Origin of the sequence: Pseudomonas orientalis (assembly GCF_001439815.1) — a bacterium.
Classification (GTDB): domain Bacteria; phylum Pseudomonadota; class Gammaproteobacteria; order Pseudomonadales; family Pseudomonadaceae; genus Aquipseudomonas; species Aquipseudomonas orientalis.
The window spans coordinates 677,899-693,053 of sequence record NZ_JYLM01000002.1 but is presented as its reverse complement, the minus strand read 5'-3'; the positions used below and the strand labels follow the sequence as shown (position 1 = coordinate 693,053).

Annotated in this window: 13 protein-coding genes and 1 pseudogene; 8 read left to right on the top strand and 6 right to left on the bottom strand. The window is 62.5% G+C overall.

What is annotated here, in order from left to right:
* Positions 1-20: 20 nt before the first annotated feature.
* From TU82_RS07410 to TU82_RS07400, 3 genes are read right to left on the bottom strand one after another with little or no spacing between them, the layout of a single operon-like run.
* Positions 21-1,268, bottom strand: a complete 1,248-nt coding sequence (locus TU82_RS07410) for an EAL domain-containing response regulator (RefSeq protein ID WP_057722464.1) — start codon at positions 1,266-1,268, stop codon at positions 21-23.
* 9 nt (positions 1,269-1,277) lie between these two features.
* A complete protein-coding gene (locus TU82_RS07405) occupies positions 1,278-1,661 on the bottom strand; it encodes a response regulator (RefSeq protein WP_057722463.1) in 384 nt (127 codons plus the stop codon).
* Positions 1,646-2,986, bottom strand: coding sequence for a sensor histidine kinase (locus TU82_RS07400; RefSeq protein WP_057722462.1), 1,341 nt, complete (start codon positions 2,984-2,986; stop codon positions 1,646-1,648). The genes TU82_RS07405 and TU82_RS07400 overlap by 16 nt, the downstream gene beginning before the upstream one ends.
* Positions 2,987-3,301: 315 nt before the next feature.
* On the opposite strand from TU82_RS07400, the gene TU82_RS07395 reads away from it, so the two are divergent.
* From TU82_RS07395 to xylB, 5 genes are read left to right on the top strand one after another with little or no spacing between them, the layout of a single operon-like run.
* Positions 3,302-4,834, top strand: a complete 1,533-nt coding sequence (locus TU82_RS07395; RefSeq protein WP_057722461.1) for a sugar ABC transporter ATP-binding protein — start codon at positions 3,302-3,304, stop codon at positions 4,832-4,834.
* Positions 4,827-5,807, top strand: coding sequence for an ABC transporter permease subunit (locus TU82_RS07390; RefSeq protein ID WP_057722460.1), 981 nt, complete (start codon positions 4,827-4,829; stop codon positions 5,805-5,807). Before TU82_RS07395 ends, TU82_RS07390 begins: the two co-directional genes overlap by 8 nt.
* A 36-nt stretch (positions 5,808-5,843) precedes the next feature.
* On the top strand, positions 5,844-6,776 hold the full coding sequence (locus tag TU82_RS07385) for an ABC transporter substrate-binding protein (protein WP_057722459.1): 933 nt from the start codon (positions 5,844-5,846) through the stop codon (positions 6,774-6,776).
* A gap of 25 nt (positions 6,777-6,801) precedes the next feature.
* Positions 6,802-7,794 (top strand): LacI family DNA-binding transcriptional regulator, encoded by a 993-nt coding sequence (locus TU82_RS07380; protein WP_057722458.1) that lies wholly within the window; start codon positions 6,802-6,804, stop codon positions 7,792-7,794.
* A 14-nt stretch (positions 7,795-7,808) separates the two neighbouring features.
* Positions 7,809-9,269, top strand: coding sequence for a xylulokinase (xylB, locus tag TU82_RS07375; RefSeq protein ID WP_057722457.1), 1,461 nt, complete (start codon positions 7,809-7,811; stop codon positions 9,267-9,269).
* 134 nt (positions 9,270-9,403) lie between these two features.
* Here xylB and TU82_RS07370 read toward each other — a convergent pair whose 3' ends face one another.
* On the bottom strand, positions 9,404-9,844 hold the full coding sequence (locus TU82_RS07370) for an Lrp/AsnC family transcriptional regulator (RefSeq protein ID WP_057722456.1): 441 nt from the start codon (positions 9,842-9,844) through the stop codon (positions 9,404-9,406).
* Positions 9,845-9,953: 109 nt separating this feature from the next.
* On the opposite strand from TU82_RS07370, the gene TU82_RS07365 reads away from it, so the two are divergent.
* Entirely contained in the window at positions 9,954-10,862 is a 909-nt protein-coding gene (locus TU82_RS07365; RefSeq protein ID WP_057722455.1) for a DMT family transporter, read from the top strand.
* 73 nt (positions 10,863-10,935) lie between these two features.
* Here the strand turns inward: TU82_RS07365 and TU82_RS07360 are convergent, their stop codons facing one another.
* A complete protein-coding gene (locus TU82_RS07360) occupies positions 10,936-12,915 on the bottom strand; it encodes a peptidase U32 family protein (RefSeq protein ID WP_057722454.1) in 1,980 nt (659 codons plus the stop codon).
* Positions 12,916-13,210: 295 nt separating this feature from the next.
* Entirely contained in the window at positions 13,211-13,591 is a 381-nt protein-coding gene (locus tag TU82_RS07355; protein WP_057722453.1) for a RidA family protein, read from the bottom strand.
* Positions 13,592-13,773: 182 nt separating this feature from the next.
* Here TU82_RS07355 and TU82_RS29525 point away from each other — a divergent pair.
* Positions 13,774-14,541: pseudogene (locus TU82_RS29525) on the top strand (PAS domain-containing protein); the annotation flags it as partial.
* Positions 14,542-14,634: 93 nt separating this feature from the next.
* Positions 14,635-15,129, top strand: coding sequence for a methyl-accepting chemotaxis protein (locus tag TU82_RS29520; RefSeq protein WP_420893019.1), 495 nt, complete (start codon positions 14,635-14,637; stop codon positions 15,127-15,129).
* The last annotated feature ends 26 nt before the right edge of the window (positions 15,130-15,155 follow it).

Genomic DNA, 15,155 nt, shown 5'->3' with positions numbered 1-15,155 from the left:
GCCGGCAACGGTTTTCAAGCTTATTGAATCCGATCCAGCAACAAGCGCTCCAGCGTTTCCACCGGCAATGGTCGGCTGAACAGATACCCCTGGATCTGATCGCAGCCGGCCTCTTTCAGAAAGGCCAGTTGCGCCTGGGTTTCCACCCCTTCGGCCACCACGCGCAGCTTCAGGCTGTGGGCCAGTTCGATGATCGTGCGGGTAATCGCCGCATCCTGGGGGTTGGTGGTGACTTCGCGGATAAACGCAATGTCGATCTTCAGGGTGTCGATGGGGAAGCGACGCAGGTACGCCAGGCTCGAGTAACCGGTGCCGAAATCATCGATGGCGATCTTCACACCCATGGCCCGCAAGCGTTGCAGGGCGGCGATGGTGTGTTCGGTGTTTTCCATCAACGAGCCTTCGGTGAGTTCCACCTCCAGCCAGTGTGCGTCAACCCCGGTGTGGGCCAGGATGTGCTCGATATCGGCAATCAGGTCACCCTCGATCAACTGATGCCCCGAGACGTTGACCGACACTTCAATCGCGCCGAGGCCGCTCGACTGCCAGGCGGCAATCTGTTCGCACACGCGCTCGATCACCCAGCGTCCCACGGGCACGATCAGCCCCAGGCTTTCCAGGATCGGCACGAACACCGCCGGCGATACCGCGCCGTAGCCTGGCCGATCCCAACGCAGCAAAGCCTCCAGGGCGCAGACTTCGCCGCCCGCCAGCTCGACCTTGGGCTGGTAGTGCAGGGCGAATGCCTGCCGCTCAACCGCCTCGCGCAGAGCGTGCTCCAGGTCTTGCCGGGCCAGATCATGCACGTTCATCTGGGTATCGTCGCCGCTGCGCTGTTGCAGTTGCTGCTCGAGCATTGCGCTGTGTTGCTTGAGCTCGTCGCCATGGGCCTTGAGCCGCAGCAGGTTGCGCACCCGCAGCCACAGCTCGACGCGTTCGACCGGCTTGCTGATGAATTCCTCGGCGCCGGTTTCCAGGCCGCTGACCCGTGCGCTGGATTCGCTCAAGGCCGACAGCATGATGATCGGGATGTTCGCCGTGACGGGGTTGGCCTTGAGCCGGGTGGCCACCTCGTAGCCATCCATGCCGGGCATCATGATGTCCAGCAGGATCAGGTCGGGCGGCTGCCGCGCCACCAGTTGCAAAGCCTCTTCACCGTTGCTCGCGCTCAGGGTCTGGTAACCCTCGTGCTGCAGCAGGGTTTCCAGGAGTTTGCGTATCTGGGGTTCATCGTCAACGATCAACAGGGTTGCGGGTGAGCTGGCCATGGAGAGGACTCATGCGGGAGGTGTGATGGTCGGGTTCAGCAGGGTGTCGATCACCTGGTACAGTTCCTTGTAGCGCAGGGGCTTGGTGACGTAGGCATCGCAACCGGCCAGACGGGTTTTTTCCCGGTCTTCCTTCATGGCCATGGCGGTCAGGGCGATCACCGGGATGTGCGCGGTGAGCGGGTCTTGCTTGAGCAAGCGGGTCGCGGCCAGGCCGTCCATGCCTGGCAGCTGAATGTCCATCAGGATCAGCGCCGGTTGCTGCGCGCGGGCCAGGGTCAGCCCGCTTTCGGCATCCGCCGCCCACTGTACGTTGTGGCCTGCGCTTACCAGCAACAGGCGCGCCAGGCGCATATTCGCTTCGTTGTCTTCGATGATCAGGATATCGGCCATGCTGCCTCCGGAATGCGGTGCAGCGGCAGCCACACCACGAAACGCGCACCCAGGCCTTCGCGGCTGGCCACGGCCACGCTGCCGCCGTGCAGCTCGGTCAATTGCTTGACCATCGCCAGGCCCAGGCCGGAGCCTTCGAATTTGCGCGCCAGGCTGCTGTCGATCTGGCTGAAGGCCTTGAACAGCTTGCTCATGTCATCCGGGGCGATGCCGATACCGGTGTCGTTCACGCTCAGCTCGAGAAATGCCGGGTGGCTGCCGGGCGGCAGGACAAAACCCTGCACCGGCCAATCGCCGGGGATCAGGCCGACCTGTTCGCGCCTGACTTCACGCACCACCAACGTCACGGTGCTGCCGTGCTCACTGAATTTCACCGCATTGGCCAGCAGGTTGTAGACGATCTGCTTGGTCTTGCGCAGGTCCAGCTGCAGCCAGCCAAAATCCTGCGGGTTGTCCAGCGTCAACTGGATGCGTTGCAGGGCGGCCTTTTCACGCACGATCAACAGGCTGTTGGCCAACAGGCCGGCCAGTTCCACGGCTTCCAGTTCAAGGTCCATCATCCCGGCCTCGACCTTGGACAGGTCGAGAATATCGTTGATCAACGCAAGCAGATGCTGGCCGCTGGTGAAGATGTCGCCGATGTACTCGCGCTGGATCTCGCTCATGTCGCCTACCAGCCCGTCTTTGAGCGCCTCGGAAAAACCGATCACCGCGTTCAGCGGCGTGCGCAGTTCATGGGACATGGTGGCGAGGAATTCCGACTTCATGTGGTTGGCATGTTCCAACTCCAGGTTCTTTTCTTCCAGGGCGCGTTCGAAGCCTTTGCGCTCGGCTTCTTCCTGCTTGCGCGCGGTGTTGTCGGTGCCGATCAGCAGGTAGCCGATGATCGTGTCATGGCGGTTGCGCAGGGCGGTCACCGAGACCATGGCCGACAAGCGACTGCCGTCCTTGCGGATATAGGTCAGTTCGTAAATGTCTTCGATGCCGCGGGAGGCCTTGAACACCAGGGCTTCGAAACCTGGCGTGATCGGCGTGTCGAGTTCCAGGCTGAGGGCGGCGGCGCGGGTAATCAGTTCGGCGGGATCGGAGATGTCGGCGGGGGTGATGCGGTTGAGTACATCGGCAGCGGCGTAGCCGAGCATGCGCTCGGCGCCCACATTGAAGATCTGGATCACGCCTTTTTCGTCAGTGGCGATGCTGGAGAAATACGCGCTGTTGAAGATCGCATCCTGCAGCGCGCCGGTCTTGAGCAAGGTTTTCTGGCGCTTGAACTCAACGATTTTTTCGGCGCGTGATTGGGGCGGGTCGGGTAGGGGGGTGTCCATTGCCAGGCATTCCGTGAACTTCAAGCGTGCCATCGGCATAGCGCGATGGCGCAGAACATGCTCACAGAAGATCGCGCGGACGCGATGAGGAGGAGATGAGTTCGTTGGACAATAGCAGAGATTATGGCGTTTTGATGGCCGAGTGCAGCCTTTCGATGCAATAGCGCCCGCATTTCAATGATTTACGTGTTTCTCCGCTGATGAAACGTTTCACCTTGCGCAAAAACGGCAACGCAAGCGCTTGCGTAAGCAAATGTATCTGAACTAGAGTCGGCAGCACTCGACAACAAAAACAATAAATCCAGGAGCTCATCCATGAGCCTTGAACCCTTGCTTGAGATGCAGGGCATCAGCAAAACCTTCAACGGTTTGCGCGTGCTCAAAAGCGTCGGCCTGAAGGTCTACCCCGGCGAAATCCACGCCTTGATGGGGGAGAACGGCGCCGGCAAATCCACCCTGATGAAAATCCTCTCCGGCGCCTACCAAGCCGATCCCGGTGGCGTTATCCGCATCGATGGCCAACCCGTCGCCAGCTTCACCCCCGCTACCGCCAAAGCCCTCGGCATCGCCGTGATCTATCAGGAACTGAGCCTGTGCCCGAACCTGAGCGTGGCCGAGAATATCTACCTGGGCCGCGAACTGCGCCGAGGCTGGACCATCGACCGCAAGGGCATGCAGGCCGGTTGCGTGGAGGTGCTGCAACGCCTGGGCGCCGAATTCACCGGCGCCACCCAGGTCAGCAGCCTGTCGATTGCCGAGCGCCAGTTGGTCGAAATCGCCCGCGCCCTGCATGCCCATGCCAGGATCCTGGTGATGGACGAACCGACCACGCCGCTGTCCTCCCGTGAAACCGACCGTCTGTTCGCGCTGATCAAACAGCTGCGCAGCCAGGGCCTGGCGATCATCTACATCAGCCACCGCATGGCCGAAATCTACGAGCTGTCGGACCGGGTCTCGGTGCTGCGCGACGGCCAGTATATCGGTGAGCTGACCCGCGAGGCGCTGTCGGCCGATGTGCTGGTGAAGATGATGGTGGGCCGCGACCTGTCCGGTTTCTACAAGAAGGAACACGCCGCCTATAACCCCGGCAACGTGGTGATGCGCGTGCGCGACATGGCCGATGGCAAGCGCGTGCGCAATTGCAGTTTCGATCTGCATGCCGGTGAAGTGCTGGGCATTGCCGGGCTGGTGGGGGCAGGGCGCACCGAGCTGGCGCGGCTGATCTTCGGCGCCGACCCGCGCACCAGCGGCACCCTGGAAGTGGTGGGCAAAACGGTGACGCAACTGCGCACCCCGGCGGACGCCATTCGTGCCGGCGTGGTGTACCTCACCGAAGACCGCAAGGCCCAGGGCCTGTTCCTGGACATGAGCGTGGCCGACAACATCAATGTGTGCGCCTGTGTGCCGGATGCGCGGGCCGGTGGCGTGCTCGATCGCGCCCATGGCGCACAGCGCGCCAATGACGCCATCCAGTCGCTGTCGATTCGCGTGGCCTCGGGCAAGGTCAACGTGGGCGCGCTGTCCGGCGGCAATCAGCAGAAGGTGTTGCTGGCGCGGCTGCTGGAGGTCAAGCCCCATGTACTGATTCTGGATGAGCCCACCCGTGGCGTGGACATCGGTTCCAAATCCGAGATTTACCGCATCATCAATCAATTGGCCCTGGCGGGTGTCGGCATCGTGGTGATCTCCAGCGAACTGCCGGAAATCATCGGCACCTGCGACCGTGTGCTGATCATGCGCGAAGGCCAGTTGGTGGCTGAAGTCGGCGGGGCCTCCGGTCACGTCATCTCCCAGGAACGTATTATCGACCTCGCCACCGGTGGCGATCAGGTGGCTGCCAATGGCTGAATTCAATAGCGCAACAACGACGGGCAAGGCTGAGCGCGTACGCGAGCTGATGCGCACGGTGGGCATGTTGCCGGTGCTGGTGTTGCTGCTGGTGGGCTTCGCCCTGGCCAGCGAGAACTTCATGACGATGCAGAACCTGTCGATCATCACCCAGCAGGCCTCGGTGAATGTGGTGCTGGCGGCCGGCATGACCTTCGTGATTCTCACGGCGGGCATCGACCTGTCGGTCGGCGCGATCCTGGCGGCGTCGGCGGTGGTGGCGCTGCAGGCGTCGATGTCGCCGCAGTTCGGCATGTTCGGCATCGCCGCCGGGATTGGCTTTGGCCTGTTGCTGGGGTTGGTCAACGGTGGGTTGATCGCCTTCATGCGGTTGCCGCCGTTCATTGTCACCCTCGGCGCACTCACCGCCATGCGTGGCCTGGCAAGGCTGTTGGCCGACGACAAGACCGTGTTCAACCCCGACTTGCCGTTTGCGTTCATCGGCAATGACTCGATCCTCGGTGTGCCCTGGCTGGTGGTGATTGCCGTGGCGGTGGTGGCGCTGTCATGGTTCATCCTGCGCCGCACGGTGATGGGCGTGCAGATCTATTCGGTGGGCGGCAACCCGGAAGCGGCGCGGCTGTCGGGGATCAAGGTGTGGAAGGTGCTGCTGTTCGTCTATGCCATGTCCGGTGCGTTGGCCGGGCTCGGTGCGGTGATGAGCGCCTCGCGCCTGTTCGCCGCCAACGGCCTGCAACTGGGGCAGTCCTATGAACTGGATGCGATCGCCGCGGTGATTCTTGGCGGCACCAGCTTTACCGGCGGCGTCGGCACCATCGGCGGCACCCTGATCGGCGCGCTGATCATCGCGGTGCTCACCAATGGCCTGGTGCTGCTGGGGGTATCGGATATCTGGCAGTACATCATCAAAGGCATCGTGATCATCGGCGCGGTGGCGCTGGATCGTTATCGCCAGTCCGGTGCGCGCACTTGATTTGACTCCTATAACAATCACAAGAGAGAGACCCGCATGAACGTCAAACGTATTTTTCCGCTGATTGCCCTGGCAGCCCTGATGTCCCAGGCCGTGCAGGCGCGTGAACTCAAGGCCCTCGGCATCAGCATGGGCTCGCTGGGCAACCCGTATTTCGTCACGCTGGCCGATGGCGCCACGGCGCGGGCCAAGGCGTTGAACCCCAACGTCAAGGTCACCTCGGTGTCGGCCGACTATGACTTGAGCAAGCAGTTTGCGCAGGTTGATAACTTCATTTCATCCAAGGTCGACCTGATCCTGATCAATGCCGTCGACCCCTCCGCCATGGCCTCGGCGATCAAGAAAGCGCGGGATGCCGGGATTATCGTGGTGGCGGTGGACGTGGACGCCAAGGGCGTGAACGCCACGGTGCAGACCGACAACGTCGAGGCCGGCAAACTGGCCTGCCAATACCTGGTGGACAAACTCTCGGGCAAAGGCAATGTGATCATCCAGAACGGCCCGCAAGTGACCGCGGTGACCGACCGAGTCAAGGGCTGCAAAGCCGCGCTGGCCGGCGCGCCGGAAATCAAGGTGCTGTCCGACGACCAGGACGCCAAGGGCTCGCGTGAAGGCGGCTTGAACGCGATGCAGGGTTACCTGACGCGCTTCCCGAAAATCGACGGCCTGTTCGCGATCAATGATCCGCAAGCCATCGGCAGCGACCTGGCGGCCAAGCAACTCAAGCGCAGCGGCATCATCATCACCTCGGTGGACGGCGCGCCGGATATCGAGAACGCGTTGAAGACCGACACCCAGATCCAGGCTTCCGCCAGCCAGGACCCGTGGGCCATGGCCCAGACCGCCGTGGATGTGGGCAATGACCTGCTCAACGATAAAGCCCCGGCCGAAGCGGTGACCTTGCTCACGCCAAAACTGATCACCCGCGACAACGTGGGCAGCTACAGCGGCTGGTCGAGCAAACACTGAGTCGTTGAGCCGAGGGGATAGCGCCATGGTCACCATGGATGACGTGGCACGCAGGGCCGGGGTGTCGACGTCGACGGTGTCCCATGTGCTCAACGGCACCCGCAAGGTCAGCCCGGCCACGGTGCAGGCGGTGCAGCAGGCGATCCAGGCGCTGGGCTACGCACCCAACACCCTGGCGCGTTCACTGGCACGGTCGAGCACCAGCACCATTGGCGTGGCGATCTCGGCGCTGTCCAACCATTACTTCAGCGAGACGGTGCACGCGATTGAAACCGCGTGCGCCAGGCACGGCTACATGATGCTGTTCGTCGACACCCATGACGACCCGGAGCAGGAATTGCGGGTAGTCACCGCGCTGCATCAGCGGCGGGTCGACGGAATTGTGCTGGCGCCGTCGAACGGCTCGCTGGCCCTGGATTACCTGCGCGCCAATGCAATTCCTGCGGTGCTGGTGGATCGCATGATGAGTGAGCAGTTCGATCAGGTCGGGGTGGAGAACAGCCAGGCTACCCAGGCGCTGATCGCGCATCTGATTGCCCATGGGCACCGCCGCATCGGCTTTATCGCCGGGCGCGCGGGGTTCAGTACCACCGATGAGCGGGTGGCGGGCTACCAGGCGGCATTGCAGGCGGCGGGGCTGGGGTTCGATCCGCAGCTGCTGGTCAACGGCGGCTCCAACACCGAGCCGGCACGCCAGGCTACCGTGCAACTGCTGAGCCTGGCCGCGCCGCCGACCGCCATCATGGCCGGCAATAACCTGATGACCCTGGGCGCCATGCAGGCCCTGCGTGATGCGCACATCGACGTGCCGGGGCAAATGGCCCTGGTCGGCTTCGATGATTTCGAATGGGCGGACTTTTTCCTGCCACGCCTGACCCTGATCGCCCAGCCGGTCCAGCAATTGGGCGCACGCGCCGTCGAGCTGTTGCTGCACCGCATGGCGACCCCCACTGCACCCAAGCACAGCGTGCGCCTGGCGCCTCGCCTGCATGTGCGCAATTCCTGTGGCTGTGATTGATTGGAATCCCACGTATGAGCGGTCCTGTTTCCCTCGGTATCGACCTTGGCACCTCGGAACTCAAAGCCATCCTCATGGACATCGACGGCAACGTGCTGGCCCACGCGGGCGTGCGCTTGAGCGTCTCGCGTCGCCATGACGGCTGGTCCGAGCAGGCGCCGCAAGACTGGTGGCACGCGTGCTTGCAGGCGCTGCAACAGCTGCGTGGGCATGCGGCGTTTGCCCGCGTGGCCTGTATTGGCCTGTCGGGGCAGATGCACGGCGCGGTATTGCTCGGCGATGACAACCGCGTGTTGTACCCGGCCATTCTGTGGGACGACTCCCGCGCGGTATTGCAGGCGGAGCAACTGGGCGCCGAGCATGCCGAGGTTACGGGCAGCTTGCCGATGGCCGGGTTGACCGCACCCAAGCTCCTATGGCTGCAACAGCATGAACCCGACGTGTTCAACGCGATTGATTGCGTGCTTTCGCCCAAGGATTACCTGCGCCTGTGCCTGAGCGGCGAGCGGATCAGCGAGATGTCGGATGCGGCCGGCACCCTGTGGCTGGATGTGGCGCAACGTGAATGGTTTGCGCCGATGCTGCACACCACCGGCCTGACCCCTGCGCAGATGCCCAGGCTGGTGGAGGGCGGCAGCGCGAGTGCCTGTGTGACGGCGGTTGGGCTCGGCTTGTCGCCGCACGTCGTCATTGCCGGTGGCGGAGGGGATAACCCGGTGGCGGCGGTCGGTATCGGTGCGATCAACGCCGGTGACGGCTTTATCACCCTGGGCACCAGCGCGGCGATTGTGGCGATTACCGATCACGCCGCCGGCAACCCGGCCAGCGCCGTGCACAGTTTCTGCCATGCGCTGCCCGAACGCTGGTACACGATGGGCGCGATGCTGGCCGGTGCCAGTTGCCTGCGCTGGGTAACACGCCTGACCGGCATGCCGGATGAGCAAACGCTGTTGGACCAGGTGCAGGCGCAATTGCCCATCGAGCAAGGGGCGCCGCTGTCCACTCCGTTGTTCCTGCCGTACCTGGCGGGTGAGCGCACGCCCCATAACGACCCCTTGCTGCGCGGCGGCTTCCTGGGCCTTGGCCACGACTGCACGCCGGCGATGCTCGGCTATGCGGTGATGGAAGGCGTGGGCTTCGGCTTGCTCGACGCCTGGCGCGCGGTGCAATCGTCCGGCGTCGAGGTCAAGTCCTTTGCGCTCGTCGGTGGAGGGGCGCGCAGTGCGTACTGGGCGCAATTGCTGGCGAATATCCTGCAACGTGAGATCTACACCTTGCACGGCAGCGAGTTGAGCGCGTGCATTGGGGCGGCGAAGCTGGGATTCATGGCCATCGGGCAGGGCGCGGATTTGCTGGCGGGGGGGATGCCGGTGAAGGCGCGGTATGTGCCTGATGTACGGCAGCAGCCGGTGTTGGCGGTGCGCTATCGCAAATTCCAGGGGTTGCTGGCGGCGGCGAAAGCCCTTCAGGATTGAATCGACGGCTGGAACAGATCCAATGTGGGAGGGAGCTTGCTCCCGATAGCAGTGTGTCAGTCGCCGATGTGCTGACTGACACCCCGCCATCGGGGGCAAGCCCCCTCCCACAGGTTTGTGCGGTGTGCTGTCCGTCAGTCGGTCAGCGGCGGCAACCGCCGTTTCACCGGGGTTTTCTTGACGATTGCGGTGTTGGTTTCGGCATACCCGTTGATTCGGTCCAACAGGCTGTCCAACTGATCCATGGTGCGCACATGCAGGCGGGCGATGAAGCAGTCTTCGCCGGTGACCTTGTCGCACTCGGTGAACTCGGGGATCGCCTGGATCTGGCGTTCCACTTCCTGCAACTTGCCGGGCAGGGGGCGGATGCGCACGATGGCCTGCAGCAGGTAACCGAAGTGTTTGGGGTCGATGTCGACGGTGTAGTGGGTCAGTACGCCGCGTTCTTCCAGGCGGCGCAAGCGTTCGCCGACACTTGGCGACGACAGCCCGGTGATGCCGGCCAGGGCCTTGAGGGACAGGCGCGAGTCATCCATCAAGGCGGCGATCAGTTGCTGGTCGATGGTGTCAATCATGGGATTGGCCTAATTAATAAAGGTGATTGGAGGTTCCAACCTTTTTTAGTCGCTGGTGCGGCTGCGTGCCAGATTGCCATAATTGAGCCTCACTTGAGGAGCATCAATTATGGATACCGCCATCCGTCGCGGAATGTGGGAAATGATCGCCGCCATGCTGATCTCCGGCACCATCGGCTGGTTTGTGCTGGTGTCCGGCGTGTCGGTGATCGAGGTGGTGTTCTGGCGCTGTGTGATTGGGGCGCTGGCACTGCTGCTGGTGTGCGCCTTGCTCGGTTACCTGAGGTTGGACCTGCTCAGTTGGACCAGGCTCGGGCTGGCGGTGCTCAGTGGCGTGGCCATTGTCGGCAACTGGCTGCTGCTGTTCGAATCCTACTCGCGCGCTTCAATCGCTATCAGTACGGCGGTGTATAACGTGCAGCCGTTCCTATTGGTGATGCTGGCGGCGGTGTTTCTCGGTGAGCCGATCACCCTGCGCAAAATCACCTGGCTGAGCGTGGCGTTCCTGGGCATGCTGGCGATTGTCACGGCCCATGGTGAGCAGCAGGGCGGCGGCGACTATCTGGCAGGCATCGCCCTGGCCCTGGGCGCGGCTTTTCTGTACGCGGTTGCCGCGCTGATCATCAAGCGGCTCAAGGCGGTGCCGCCGCATTTGATGGCGTTGATCCAGGTGACCACCGGCGCGGTGTTGCTCGCACCTCTGGTGCCCTGGGACCGTTTGCCCGCATCGACCGATGCCTGGGCGGCGCTCGCGACCCTGGGTCTGGTGCACACGGGCTTGATGTATGTGTTGTTGTACGGGGCAATACAGAAGCTACCGACCGCAATGACCGGCGCCTTGTCGTTCATTTACCCGATTGCGGCGATTTTCGTCGACTGGATCGCGTTCGGGCATCGCCTGGGATGGCTGCAATGGCTGGGTGTGGCAGCGATTCTGCTGGCGGCGGCGGGGTTGCAGCGGGGCTGGTGGTGGCCCCGTAACCTCGGTAGGAGCGAGCTTGCTCGCGAAAAACGTTAACGATAACGCAGCGCATCGGGTTAATACGCGGCGTCCTTACGTTCTTCGCGAGCAAGCTCGCTCCTACCGAGGGTCAGTGCGTGCCCTGAAAGATAATGTTTTGCGGATTGAAATGCTCCACCGCGCTGCCCGGCTGCGGCAATCCGAGGATGTGCCCCTTGATTTTGCCCACCACGTGCATCTCGCACGGTTTGCAGTCGAACTTCAGCGTCAGTACCTCGTCGCCATGGATCAACTGCATCGGCGCCACCTTGGTCTTGACGCCCGTAACACCTTTGGCCTGTTTGGGGCACAGGTTGAACGAGAACCGCAGGCAGTGCTTGGTGATCATCACCGGCACTTCGCCGGTTTCTTCGTGGGCTTCGAAGGCCGCATCGATCAGCTTCACCCCGTGGCGGTGGTAGAAGTCGCGGGCCTTCTGGTTGTAGACGTTGGCCAGGAACGACAGGTGCGCTTCCGGGTACACCGGCGGCGGCGTGGTCTCGGCCTTGCGCCCGCCACGCGGGTGCGCCTTGATGCGCGCCGCCGTCAGGGTTTCGATCACTTCACGGCGCAACGCCTTGAGTTGCGAGTTGGGGATGAACAAAGCCTGCGGCGCATCCAGCTCGATATGGGTGGCGTGGTACTCGGTGGTGCCGAGCTGGCCCAGCAGGTCGCGCAGCGTATCCAGGGCCTGTTCCGGCTTGTTGGCCACGCCGAACGGGCCGGGCAGGGTGACACTGGCGCTGATGCCTTCTTCGCTGGTGGCGGTGACGTCCAACTGTTCTTCACGCAGGCGCGCGACCCATGACAAGCCGATACGGCGCTCGGCCGAGGTCTTGAGCAACGCCTGTTGCCAGTTATGGTCCAGGTTGCGGTTCAATGGATGGTTGGGGCGCAACTGATGCAGGCCGGCCGGCATCTCGTTGGGTTCGACGCGGTAGCGGTAGCGTTTCTGGCCGTCTTCCTCGAATTCGCCCTTGGCCTCGGCGATGTTGGCGCGAAAACCCACCACTTCACGCTTGACCAGCACATTCAGACCGTCGCCGTTGGACAGCGGCTCGTGGGTGACCACCTGCAAGTCGCGCTTGCCGGCCTTTTCTACCACTCCCACCGGCAGGCCGGTGAAGGTCGGGGTGTCAAAGGCACCGATGTCGATCTTGCGGTCGCTGACAAAGTAGTCGGTACTGCCACGGTGGAAGGTTTTTTCCGGGTCCGGCAGGAAGAAATGCGCGGTACGCCCGCTGGAGGCGCGGGCCAGGTCCGGGCGGTCTTCGAGGATCTCGTCCAGGCGCTGGCGGTAGTAGGCGGTGATGTTCTTCACATAGCCCATGTCCTTGTAGCGGCCTTCGATCTTGAACGAACGCACGCCGGCTTCGACCAGCGCGCGCAGGTTGGCGCTCTGGTTGTTGTCTTTCATCGACAGCAGGTGCTTTTCAAAGGCGACGACGCGACCCTGATCGTCCTTCAAGGTATACGGCAGGCGGCACGCCTGGGAGCAGTCGCCACGGTTGGCGCTGCGGCCGTTCTGCGCGTGGGAGATATTGCACTGCCCGGAGAATGCCACGCACAGGGCGCCATGAATGAAGAACTCGATGGCCGCATCGGTCTCGTCGGCAATGGCGCGGATCTCTTGCAGGTTCAGCTCGCGGGCCAGCACCAACTGGGAGAAACCGGCCTGGTCGAGAAACCTGGCCCGGCCCAGGGTGCGGATATCGGTCTGGGTGCTGGCGTGCAGCTCGATGGGCGGAATATCCAGCTCCATCACGCCCAGGTCTTGCACGATCAACGCATCCACGCCCGCGTCATAGAGCTGGTGGATCAGCTTGCGCGCCGGCTCCAGCTCGTTGTCGTGCAGGATGGTATTGATTGTAGTGAACACGCGGGCGTGGTAACGACGGGCGAATTCCACCAGTTGAGCGATATCGCTCACCTCGTTACACGCATTGTGACGGGCGCCGAAGCTCGGCCCACCGATGTAGATGGCGTCGGCGCCATGCAAGATAGCCTCGCGCGCGATGGCCACATCGCGGGCGGGGCTGAGCAATTCCAGGTGATGCTTGGGCAAGGACATAGTTTTTTTAGTCAGGCTTGTCACGGTCGAGGCGCGCATTGTAGCTGTGAAATGCCTGACCGGCATCTACCATAGGGCTGTCAGCCCGGGCCTCCTGGCAATACATGACAAATGTGGGAGGGGGCTTGCCCCCGATAGCGGCGCATCAGTCAAAAACTGTTCAACTGACACGCCTCTATCGGGGGCAAGCCCCCTCCCACATTTGGATCTCGGAACTTCAGGTAAATATGTGTTGGCTGTCCGGCCGTCACGGGAGCAAGCTCCCCTCTTACATTTGCTACAGCATGCTCAGGTATCAGGCCTTGGCGGCCATCGCGGTGACTTCAACCCGCATGCCCTTGACGGCCAGTTCCGCAACACCCACCGCCGCCCGTACCGGCCAGGGTTTGGCGAAAAAGCGCTTGTACACATCGTTGAACGCGGCGCGGTCGGCCATGTCGGTGAGGTAAATGGTCAGGTGCATTACCCGGTCCAGGGAGCTGCCGGCTTTTTCCAGGGCGACTTTCAGCGCTTGCAGGGTGCATTCGCTTTGCGCCGTGATATCGCCCAGTTCCAGGCTGCCATCGGGGTGGGTCGGGATCTGGGTGGAAACCAGGATGCCGTTGAAACCGATCACGTCGGATGAGATGGACTCTGCATCCGGGTCAGGGGTGAAGTGTAGATCGTGGTTTGCCATGAAAACCTCTCGCGTTGGCGTAAACGTTGCCGGGCAGTCTAACGATTGAGGGCCTGCGGGTCACGGTGGCCGTCAGTAGTTTTTTGACGTCAAAAAAGAAAGTTTTGCGCCAGGTAAAGTCGCTCAAGGCCGCGCCGATAGCGAGTTAGAGAACAATTCTCTGCACGGCTGAGGGCAATATCATGTTCAACGCGAAACTCAAACAAGAGCTGACGGCCAGGACGGTCGAAGTCAATGAGTACAAAGGACTGATTGCTGCACTCGAACGCTCCATGGCCGTCGTCGAATTCGACCTCAACGGCAAGGTGCTGCGTGCCAACGATAATTTTCTGAATACCCTGGGCTACAGCCGCGACCAGTTGGCCGGCAAGACCCATCGCGACTTTTGCTCCCCAGCCCTCACCGGCAGCCCGGCCTACGCTCAATTATGGAGCGACCTGCGCGCCGGCAAGTTTGTCTCCGGCACCTTCAAACGCATGCATAGCAGCGGCGCGACCATCTGGCTGGAGGCGAGCTATAACCCGCTGCTGGATGAGCGCGGGCAGGTGCTGAAGGTGGTCAAGTACGCGCTGGATGTCACCGCCAAGGTCGAGCAGGAAGCCGCCACCCGCAGCAAACTCGCGGCACTGGACCGGGCGATGGCGGTCATCGAATTTGACTTGAGCGGCCAGGTGCTGGACGCCAATGCCAACTTTCAGCAGGTGATGGGCTATTCGCTGGCGGAACTCAAAGGCAAGCACCACCGGATGTTTTGCGAGCCGAGCCTGATCAACAGCAGTGAATACGCCGATTTCTGGCGTCGCTTGAACAACGGTGAGTTTTTCACCGGCCAGTTCAAACGACTCGGCAAGCACGGCCGGGTCGTGTGGCTGGAGGCCAGTTACAATCCGGTCTACGACGGCGACGGCAAGCTGGTCAAGATCGTCAAGTTCGCCAGCGATATCACCGAGCGCGTCGAGAAGTTCGAGGAAGACTCGCGCGGCGCATCACGGGCCTACCATATTTCGTCCGAGACCGAGCGCTTTGCCGAACACGGCACTCAGGTGATCCAGGACACCGCCACCGAGATGCGCCGCATTGCCGAGAATATCGGCGCATCGGCGCGGTTGGTGGGGCAGTTGGGCGATCGTTCCGAGCAGATCACCGCAATCGTCAACACCATCCGCGGGATCGCCGACCAGACCAACCTGTTGGCGCTTAACGCCGCCATCGAGGCGGCACGCGCTGGCGATCAGGGACGCGGCTTTGCGGTGGTGGCCGATGAGGTCAGGCAACTGGCGGGGCGTACCAGCCGCTCCACCGCGGAAATCGCTGAGATGATCGGCATGATCCTGAATGAAACCCGTGATGCCGTGAGCAGCATGAACGCCACCCAGGAAGGGGCGCAGCGCGGCGTGAGCCTGGCCGATCAGGCCGGATCGGTGATTTTGCAGATCCGCACCAGCACCAGCGATGCGGTGCAGGCGGTGAGCATGTTTGCGTCCAAGCTGGACGAGTCGGAAGTCATTCCCAAGACCGCGGTGGGTTGGGTCGGATAATGCCGGTCCATTAACAGCGCGCCCCC